Annotated in this window: 5 protein-coding genes; 1 reads left to right on the plus strand and 4 read right to left on the minus strand. The window is 67.0% G+C overall.

Translation table 11 applies throughout. The annotated features are described in order from the left end of the window. Positions 1-626: FAD-dependent oxidoreductase (locus JSV65_20010; GenBank protein ID UCH34770.1), on the minus strand; the 626-nt coding region annotated here is incomplete at its 3' end. Between the two features lie 164 nt (positions 627-790). On the opposite strand from JSV65_20010, the gene JSV65_20015 reads away from it, so the two are divergent. After that, positions 791-2,206 (plus strand): DUF4832 domain-containing protein, encoded by a 1,416-nt coding sequence (locus JSV65_20015; GenBank protein UCH34771.1) that lies wholly within the window; start codon positions 791-793, stop codon positions 2,204-2,206. A 179-nt stretch (positions 2,207-2,385) separates the two neighbouring features. Here JSV65_20015 and JSV65_20020 read toward each other — a convergent pair whose 3' ends face one another. The 3 genes from JSV65_20020 to JSV65_20030 all read right to left on the minus strand — a co-directional run. Further along, on the minus strand, positions 2,386-3,183 hold the full coding sequence (locus JSV65_20020; protein ID UCH34772.1) for a VanW family protein: 798 nt from the start codon (positions 3,181-3,183) through the stop codon (positions 2,386-2,388). 14 nt (positions 3,184-3,197) lie between these two features. Then, positions 3,198-7,916, minus strand: a complete 4,719-nt coding sequence (locus tag JSV65_20025; GenBank protein UCH34773.1) for a carboxypeptidase regulatory-like domain-containing protein — start codon at positions 7,914-7,916, stop codon at positions 3,198-3,200. A 1-nt stretch (position 7,917) separates the two neighbouring features. Next, positions 7,918-9,254 (minus strand): hypothetical protein (locus JSV65_20030; GenBank protein UCH34774.1); only part of this gene is annotated, 1,337 nt, incomplete at its 5' end.

Consider the following 9,254-nt stretch of genomic DNA (forward strand, 5'->3'; position numbering starts at 1 on the left):
ACGCGATACATCAGCGTCATGCCCATCATCCGCTGCCCGGTCTTCTCGACCTTCTCGTACCGCGCGCCGGCACGAGTCGCGAGATCGCCGTCGCCCGTCGCGTCAACGTAGATGCGCGCCCGAATCGCCTGTCGCCCCGACTTGCTCTCCGCGACAACCGCCGTCACGCTGCGCCCCGCGGCTGACGCGTCGCTGAACGTCGTGTGCAGCATCAACTGGACGCCTGCCTCGGACAGCATCTCCAGCGCGACCGTCTTCAGGATCTCCGGGTCGAAGCTGACCGCATATGGCGCACTTCCCGGTTTCAGCGGCCCGAAGTTCCCGTGCGCGGTGCAGCCGCACGCCCCGCCCGCCGCGAGCAGACGGTCAACAAGCTCCTGCGCCAGGCCGCGCACGGTCTGCACGTGATTCGGCGGATGCTCGTTGCGAAACCCGTTGAAGCTCGTCATCAGCCCTGCCGTCGCCATGCCGCCGAGGAAACCATAACGCTCCACGAGCAGCGTCTTGGCGCCCGTGCGCGCCGCCGCAAGCGCCGCCATGATGCCTCCCGGGCCCCCGCCGGCGACAACCACATCCGGCTCGGCGACAATCGGCAATTCTCTACCCGGCTCGTGAATCGTCTTCATGTGATGCGCTTCCCTGGTTCACTGGAATGCATAGGTATGCGCCGAACGGCGCACCCAAGCCATGTTTCCAGTTCGGTGCGCGCACCTCCTTGCCCCGGCCGGCATGGCAGGTTGCCGCATCGGACCCGCCGAACCGCTCGCATATCAACGATGGAGATACTCCAATGAAGATCCTCTGGATCGCGCTGATCCTTGCCATGGCCCTGTGCGACGGCGCTTGGGCCGCCGCGCCTCGCTCTATCGTCCACCCTCAGGACACCGGCGCGGCACTGGCAAACCCGGGCATGGGTTGGGTGCTCTACTTCTACAGCAACGTCCCGACCAACTACGGCTCGCGCCTCGAGCCGTCCGACACCGTGGACGAATTCCCGGGCGTAACGACGGTCTATCTTCGCATCCCGTGGTCCTACGTCGAACCCGAGGAAGGGCGATTCAACTGGTCGGTCGTGGACACGCCCGCGCAGCGGTGGATCGCGAAAGGCAAGCAGGTCGCGTTTCGGTTCTCGTGCAGCGAGTCGTGGATGCGCTACGCGACGCCGCAATGGGTCGAGAAAGCGGGCGCGCACGGCTACAACTTCACTTCGGGCCAGGGAGTCCAGCCCGACGGCGTGTTCTGGGAGCCGGACTACAACGACCCTGTCTTCCTCGAAAAGCTCGACCACTTCCTCGCCGCCGCCGCAGCCCGCTACGATGGCAATCCGGAAGTAGCGTACATCGACGTCGGTTCGTTCGGCGTGTGGGGTGAAGGACATACCTATCACAGCTCGGCGTTACCCTATTCCGCTGCGACCATCATCAAGCACATCGATCTCCACCTCAAGCACTTCAAGCACACCCTCCTCGCCGCCAACGATGACTTCGTGCTGCAAGGCCGGGGCGATGAGGCAATCAATTACGCAGCGCGCCGTGGCCTGGCCCTGCGCGACGACAGCATCCTCGTGCAAGGCGGAGACAACGCCTACCTCAGCGCGCACCTGGCCCCGGCCTTCTGGCCCACCCGCCCGGTGATTCTGGAGTGCGAGCACTACGGCGGCTCCCGCGACCGCGGCAACTGGAAGGACGGCAGCCAGTACCTCGAGGCGGTCGAAAAGTACCACGCGAGCTATGCCTCAATCCATTGGTGGCCGCGGGAGTTCCTCAGCGAGAATCGCGAGCTGATAGACCGCATCAACCGCCGCTTGGGATATCGGCTCCAGCTCGTCGAGGCCTCGTGGACGGGGGTAGCGCGCGCCGGGACACCCCTCGACTTCACTGCGGCGTGGCGGCACGCCGGCGTCGCGCCGTGCTACGCGGGCGGTTTCCCGGCGGTCACGCTCAAGGACGACAAAGGCGGCATCGTCGGAGCGTTCGTGGACGAGAGCTTCGACGTGCGCGCGCTTCCCGTCGGCCCGCCCGGGCAGGCGGAGACCCGCGCCCAGGAGGCGGACTTCCTGCTGCCCTCAAACCTCACGCCAGGCACATACGAGCTTTACGTCTCCGTGGGGACACGCACCGGCACGCCGCGCATCGCCCTCCCCTTGCCGGACGATGACACTCAGCGCCGCTATCGCCTGGGCACACTCACCGTCACGGCTCAGTGAACGCGGTCGTCGTTCCAGAGGCGGGCAAGGTAGATGAGCGTGTCACTCAGAGCGGAACACGGAGTGTGGAGCGAAGAGTCTCGGCAGCGTCTACGCGGAAACCGGTTCGCGCGCCACGGGTGCGATTACCTCCGGTCGCCGCCTGCGCTCAGGTTGCGAACCCGCGCGTGTCATTCGCTTCATCGCCACACGAGCCGGTTTTGCGGCGGGTAGGTATCGCGCGAAACGAATTCCCACCGCTCGCCGGCGCCGCGCCAGACGCGATACACCGCCACCTCGCACCCCGCTTGACCGCGGTTCGGCGCGCGCCCGGTCGGTGACGGGCCGAGGCACATGACCGTCGCCGGCTGCGCCACCGCCATGATCTCGCGCTCGACGCGCACCTGCGGCGGGCGCTCCCGCGAATGCAGCCGCACCACCACCGATTCTCCCGCGACCCGCGCGGTAATCCGAATCGGGGAGGCCAGCGAGTTGCGGAACCGCAGATCTATACTGGGATAGGCGACCGCCGCGTCCCGGCCCGGCGGCACGTACGTCGCCGGCCAATGGTGTCGGTGCCGCTCCAGGACCGGCAGGCCCGCGAGCAAGGCCGCGTTGTACAGCGTCGTTGACGCCTGGCACACCCCTCCGCCCCAGTCCCGCACCATCTCGCCGGAATAGCTTACCGGCGCGCGCCGGTAGCCGCGATCCACAGTCCACGGCCCCACCGTGCGATTAAATGAGAACTCCTCGCCGGGTCTGATGAGCGTCCCGTTGAGCGCCATCAGCGCGAGTTGCACATTGTGCACCTGCGAACGCGTGCGCCCGCTCAGGCTGGTCGAGAAGGCCGCAACGGCTTTCTCCTCTCCCGGCAGATCGGGCAGCCGCACCAGCACCGCGACCGCCGCCGCGCATGCAACGCATGCGACCGCGAGCACCAGCCCGCGTATCGCCGCGCGCCTCTGCGACCAGACTCCACGGGCAGCGCCCGCACCCATTAACCGCAGCCTCCTCATCGCAGCCTCACTCGCGTTTCCGCCCCGGAGCCGCGCACGTCCGGGTTGTACATCGAATAGGCCTGCGTCGGCATGACGTGGTACTCGCCCGGAATCTGCGGCCGCAGGTGGTATTCGATGGTCGAAGTGCCCGCCGGCAGCCGCCGCGCGAAGATCGCCACCTTCTCGTCGCGCACCTCCATGTCCGACCACCACCACCCCCATTCCCAGGGATCCACGCCGCCCCGTTCCGCGACCTCGCAGCCCGCCGGCAGCGGATCCTCCACCACCACGTACTCGTACTCTTTGCTCGACGTGATCCTCAGGCGGGCCAGTATTGATTCCCCGGAGCGAAAAACGGTCGTCGGGTTGGGCGCGGGAGTAGTCGAGATGACGCCGTTGCGTCGGTCGCGCGAGCTGATCATGCGGTAGTACTGCCGCTCGATGGAGATCCCCGCGCCCGTGATGACTTGGGGCAGATCCTCCTGCCCGACGAACTGGCGCAGGATGAGCGTGTAGTAGAGGTTCCCGGGACCCTCCTTGCTCAGGTTCAGGAGGTTCTCGCCGCGGCGCAGCGCGTCGCCGGAAGCTTTGACCTCGACCTCGGGTGCGAAGAGATCGTCCTGCGTAAACCGGCGTTGGAGTATCGCGTCGTCGCCGAGGATTGCCGCGGCCTGGTAGTCGGGCTGCAGCTCCTGCGATGCCTTCATGAAATCTGTCAGCGCGAAGAGCACGAACGCCGTGTCGCGCGTTGACACCCAGCAGTTGCCCTCGCGGTGCAGCACGAGCCAGCGCACGACTTTGTAGATCCTCGGGTCATCGGGGTCGAGCGCGAGCAGTGCCTTGAGGGCGAGCCCCGTCGTCTCAGTGTCTCCGCCGCGGCCCCAATCTCCGCGCCCTTTCCACCACGCGAGCGCCTGTGTCTCCTGAAGGCGCCGCCACAGGCGCTCGCCCGCCACTTTCGCCTCTTCGCTCCGCTTGCGTTCCACCAGCGTGGACGTCAGCAGCGCCAGCTCATACGCATCGAGCGAGTCCAAGCGGCGATAGAAATCCGTCACGTGGCCGTCCACGACGCCGTCGCGACCGGCCAGCGACAGCACGTACAAGACGTACAGCCGGTCATTCGCGCGCATGTGTCGTTGGTCTTTCAAGCGGCGCACAAGCCATCCCAGGCCGCGGTCGAGCGCATTCTGGTTGACGGCAAACCCGTTCCGCTTTGCCGTCGTCAACCCGTACACCACATACGCGGTCATCCATGGCTCGGAGTCGTCGTAGCGCCACCACCCCCACCCGCCGTCATCGTGCTGGTACCCGTAGAGCCGATCCAGACCCTCCTGAACCATGTCCGGCAGCTTCTTCTCTAATTCGGGATTGGCCAGATCCAGTTCCCGCAGCGCGCGCGCCACGATCACGTCGGGCAGGAAGGAACTCATCGTTTGCTCGGTGCAGCCGTAGGGGTATTGCGCGAGATACTCGAGCGCGCCGAGGATGACCGCGGCGATAGACGGCGCGAATCGCACGCGCACGTCACTCGCGCCGGCCACCGCGTCCCGCCGAATGCTCAGTCGCTCCGCGGCCTGATCCCGCACCGCGCCGCTGCGCCACTCCACCCGCTCGCGCCCGTGCGGCAGCGCCGGAATCGTCAGCGCCATCGCGTCCGACAGCCCGCTTCGGGCCTTCGCGTACACCGTGATTGCCTTGTCGCCGGGCGAAGGCACGTCAACCTGCCAATCCTGACGCTTGACCTCGTCCGGGCCTAGCACCATGCGCTGCCGTTCTTCGGCTCCGGCTCCCCCGCGGACGCTCAGCCCTGGCGCGGTGATCCATACCTCGACGTCCTGCCGCGCTCGTGTGTAGTTATGCACCAGCGCCGACAAGGTCAGCCGATCTTTTTGCACCACGAACCGCGGCGTCTCCAGCCTTACCAGCAGTTCTTTGAACGTCTGCGCCTTGGCCGTCGCTTCGCCCACCGCCGTGTCCAGGGTTGCCCCGCGTACCGTCGCGCGCCAAGTCGTCAGGGTATCCGGCATGGCGAAGGAGACGCTCGCGCGGCCCTCAGCATCGGTTACGACCGTCGGGTTCCAATAGGCGGTGTCGGGGAAGCGTTTGCGCACCGTGATCCCCGCGGCGCCCTTGTCCGCGTCGAGGTATATCTGCGGGAACGAGTAGTCCGTAGACACCTGGTTCCAACGCGGCGGATAGAAGAACTCCACCATCGGCGGCGCCCTTTCTTCCTCGATCGCGTAGATAGACTCGTCCACGATGCCGACGGACAGTTCGGCGCGCACTGCGTCGCCGCGCCAGTCGGTGGTGCGGATCTCATACGTCGCGCGCTCGCCGGGCGCGTAGCGCTGCTGGTCCGGCTTCACCTCCACACGCAGCCGCCGCTTCTCCACCGAAACCTTGATCCGCTTTTGTTCGTTGGCGAATTGCTTGTCACGCACGAATGCCACGGACACGAAGAAGTTGGGCGCGTACTCGCGCTCGATCGGGATTTCCACCCGCGTCGAGTTCCCCTTGAGTTCGACCAGACGGTGTTGGTACAGGCGCGGCCCTTCTACCGTCACTAGAGCGGTCGCCCCCTTGCTCTGGCTGTTGATGAGCAGCACCGCCGTGTCGCCCTCGCGGTACACCTCCTTGTCCGCAACGATCTCCAGTTTGGGATAGGGCATGCCGAGGTCGGCGTACACCGCGCTCGTCACCCACAGGTAGCCCCTGCCGCGAATCTGGTTGCCGCGCCGGTCGCGGGCACTGGTCTCGATACGGTAGTAACCCGGCGTCTGCGGCGTGAAGCGGAACGTCGCTTTACCCTTCGCGTCGGTCGTCACCTGGCCGCGCGGGCCGGGCTCAAGGCTCACGTCCTGTGCACCCCACACCTGGCGCTGGGCTGAGACCGTGACGCGCACGCCTCGCACCGGGCGCTCTCGGTAATCCCGTGCTCCGACCTCGATATCCACGGCATCCCCCGGCGTAGCGATGTAGCTGACGGCACGAGCGGACAGCCTGAATTCGCCCTGGGTCACGAGCACCGAGCCGTCTGCCGTTACCTCCTTGCGGCTCGCATCTGTGACTGTTGCCTCAATCGCGTAGCGATAGTCCGAGGGTATCTCCTCCGCCCGCTCGTCCCGCCCGCGCGTCTCGCGCCTGGTGGGGATCGTAAACCGCGCGACGCCGTCGGGGCCGGTTCTCGCTTGCCCCTCCTCGATTATCTCGCCGTAGTCGTACCCCTCGAACTCCTCGCCTTCGTAGTAACCCTCTTCACCGCCGGGGTAGAACCAGTACGGCGACCGGTACACCCGGTAAGCGACATCCGCTCCCGCCACCGGCGCCCCGAAATAGTACTCCGCCGCCACCCGCGCCTGAATCCGCTCCCCGCGCGTATAGCGCTTCTTCGCCGCCGTGACCTCAACGCTGTACTCCGGCTTGCGGTATTCCGCGACAGCGAAGCCGGACTCGTGCGGCTCCCCGTCGAAGGTGCTCAACAGGCGGTAGTAGCCCGTGGGGGCCTCATCATTGAGCTGGAACCCCGCGTGGTAAGAGCCGAAGTCATTGCTTGTCAGCGCCGCCTTGTACACCAGTGTGTCGCGCGGATCGCGCACCTCGACCTCGACCGACTCGTTGGACAGCACGGCATAGTCAGCGCCCGCAAAACGACGCGCGATGCCTTTGAAGCTCACCTCGTTGCCCGGCCGATACACGGGCCGATCGGTGTACGCGTACACGCGCTCTTCGCCGTCCTCTTCGCCCCGCCACACCCACGATGTCAGGAACGCTTCGGAACCCTCGTGCTCGGCGCGCGCCAGCAGCGAGAACGATCGTCTCTCCCCGGGCAGACGTGCCGCGAAGAGGCCGTCGGCATCGGTCACGCCAGAGACGCGCCCGCCGCCTTCAGCCGAGAACTCCACCGCCGCGCCGGGTATCGGCCGGCCGCTGCTGAGATCGGTGACGTACGCAAGCACCCGATCACCCCACCGCTTGGTGATGAGCGCGACTCGCGTCACCATCACCCATCCCAGCCGCTGAATCGAGTTCGCCTTGGCCACGACGAGGTACACCCCCGCCTCTCCCGCGGGCAGGTCGAACCGCTGGCGGAACACGCCCTCGACGTCCCGCTGGGTTATGCGCGCCGACGTGCGCTTCCACAGGGTCAGGGCGGGATTGCCCTCGATAACGAGGTGGCGAGGCGGCCGCTGGGAGTAGAGCATCCCCCGCAGCCCGCCGCGCTTCTCCAGGAACAGCGTTCTCGTGTCAACCCGATAGAAAGCAAACTCCACCGCATCGCCGGGCAGGAAACCGTGGGCGATCACCTGCGGCGTCTCGTCCGGCGTGAAGACGTGCTGCGGCATGCGCAGATCGAAGAACGGCGGCACCGGCGCCAACTCGAGGTTGACCTCTTGCACCTTGCCTTCCGCGACCGCGAGGTCGGTCGTGCGGAGCCGGTGGGCGCGCGAGGTCGCTTGCAGCGAATACGTGCCCGCTGGAATTCGCTTGGACTCGAAAGTCCCGTCCGCCCGGGTGTGGAGGACGAACTCGCCGCCGCCGGCGTCACCTGAAGGCGCCGCCGTGTGGCGCAGGCGAATCTCCACTCCGGGCAGCGGCTGACCGGTCTCCTCTGCCACGGCCTTCCCGCGCAGCCAGCCGGTCGGTGTCTCTTGCTGCGCGAGGTAGATCGTCATCGCGGCCAGCCATATGACGGCTGCCGCCAACGCCGGTAACCATGCAGCGCCGCGTTTCATCTCATCCCTCCGGCCCCGGCGATTCCGCCGCAACCGCGCGCATTCTCCCGCGTAGCTGCAGCAGCGCCATGACGATGACCCACACGATCACGACTCCCGCTATGCCCGCGGCCACATAGCCCTTGTGCAACCGCGGCATCTCGTAGAGAAAGGCGAACGTCCGGCTGAACTGCACCGCCACCAGCGCGGCCCCCAGCGCGAGCAGCGGCGTCGGCGCATGCCACAATGTGATCTGGGGACTCACGCGCGTAAGCGGCACGAGCATCAAGCCGAGTGCCTGTGCGCCAACCAGGCCGACCATAAGGCCTAACACCGCATCCGGCCCCCACAGCGCCAGCAGCGCCAGCGGAGACAGCGCCCCAAGCACTCCCAGCAGCAGGGTCCTCCCCAGTCCCCAACGCATGTGCAGCGAGGAGTAAACGAATGGCAGGAGCACGCCGATCACGACCCCGACTAGGGTGTAGTGAAGGGACAACTCGACTTCACCTACCGCGCCTCCGGACCGCTCGACGAACAATCGCAGCAGCAACAGGCCGGCGCCCACTGCCAGCGCGAGCACCGACACCCGCGCGGTGGAGTTCCCCAGCCCCAGGGTCGTCGCCGCGATGGCCCAGGCGGCGAGCAGTGCGACCGCCGCACCGAATCCCGCCAGCAGCTTGAAGCTCAGCACGACGAGAACGATCACGAGAACGCCCGCCAGCGCGTAGGACTGCATCGCCCTAAGCCACGTCAGTTTCTCCACGCTGAAGCCGAGCCACGCAACCAGCGCGGCGGTCACGACTCCGCCGGCGAGCAGCAGCCCGAGGGATTCAACCGGCTCCAGCTTCCCCGCCAGGCGCATGCCGACGACGAGCACGAGGATCGCCGACAGCACGCCCGCCGCGGCGAGCGACAGGAGCGGATACTTCGCCGCGGAGCGCGACGCCGACGCGATGTTCGCGACGACGTGCCCCACCGTCCACAGCGCGGCCAGCGCCAGCGGGTACGCCCACCATCCGCGCAGGGCGCTGTCGTGGAAATGATAGACCCCGAGGGCACAGCCCGCCGCGAGTATCACCGCCAGGATTGCTCCTGCTTCCACGGCGGGGATCACAGGACATCCGTTCGTGCCCTGCTGGCCGCTTCCCTCAGGCGTGCCCTCGTCGGGTATCATCACGCGGAGGACTCCCGCGACCATGACGACGCCGAACGCGCAGCCGAGCAGCGCGTCCACGGGGTCGCCCCGGAACAGCAGAAGCACCAGCGAGAGCCCGGCGAGAACGAGGGACCGCGCCAGGCCGCCGGCATATGGCCAATACGGCCGCGCGGGCCGGCCCAGGCGCGATCCGGCGTATAAGG

This window comes from Armatimonadota bacterium, assembly GCA_020354555.1.
GTDB lineage: Bacteria > Armatimonadota > Hebobacteria.

Excerpts from the sequence above, each read along its gene's own strand:
- JSV65_20015 (UCH34771.1), top strand. The coding sequence starts at position 791 with ATGAAGATCCTCTGGATCGCGCTGATCCTTGCCATGGCCCTGTGCGAC.
- JSV65_20020 (UCH34772.1), bottom strand. The coding sequence starts at position 3,183 with ATGGGTGCGGGCGCTGCCCGTGGAGTCTGGTCGCAGAGGCGCGCGGCG.
- JSV65_20025 (UCH34773.1), bottom strand. The coding sequence starts at position 7,916 with ATGAAACGCGGCGCTGCATGGTTACCGGCGTTGGCGGCAGCCGTCATA.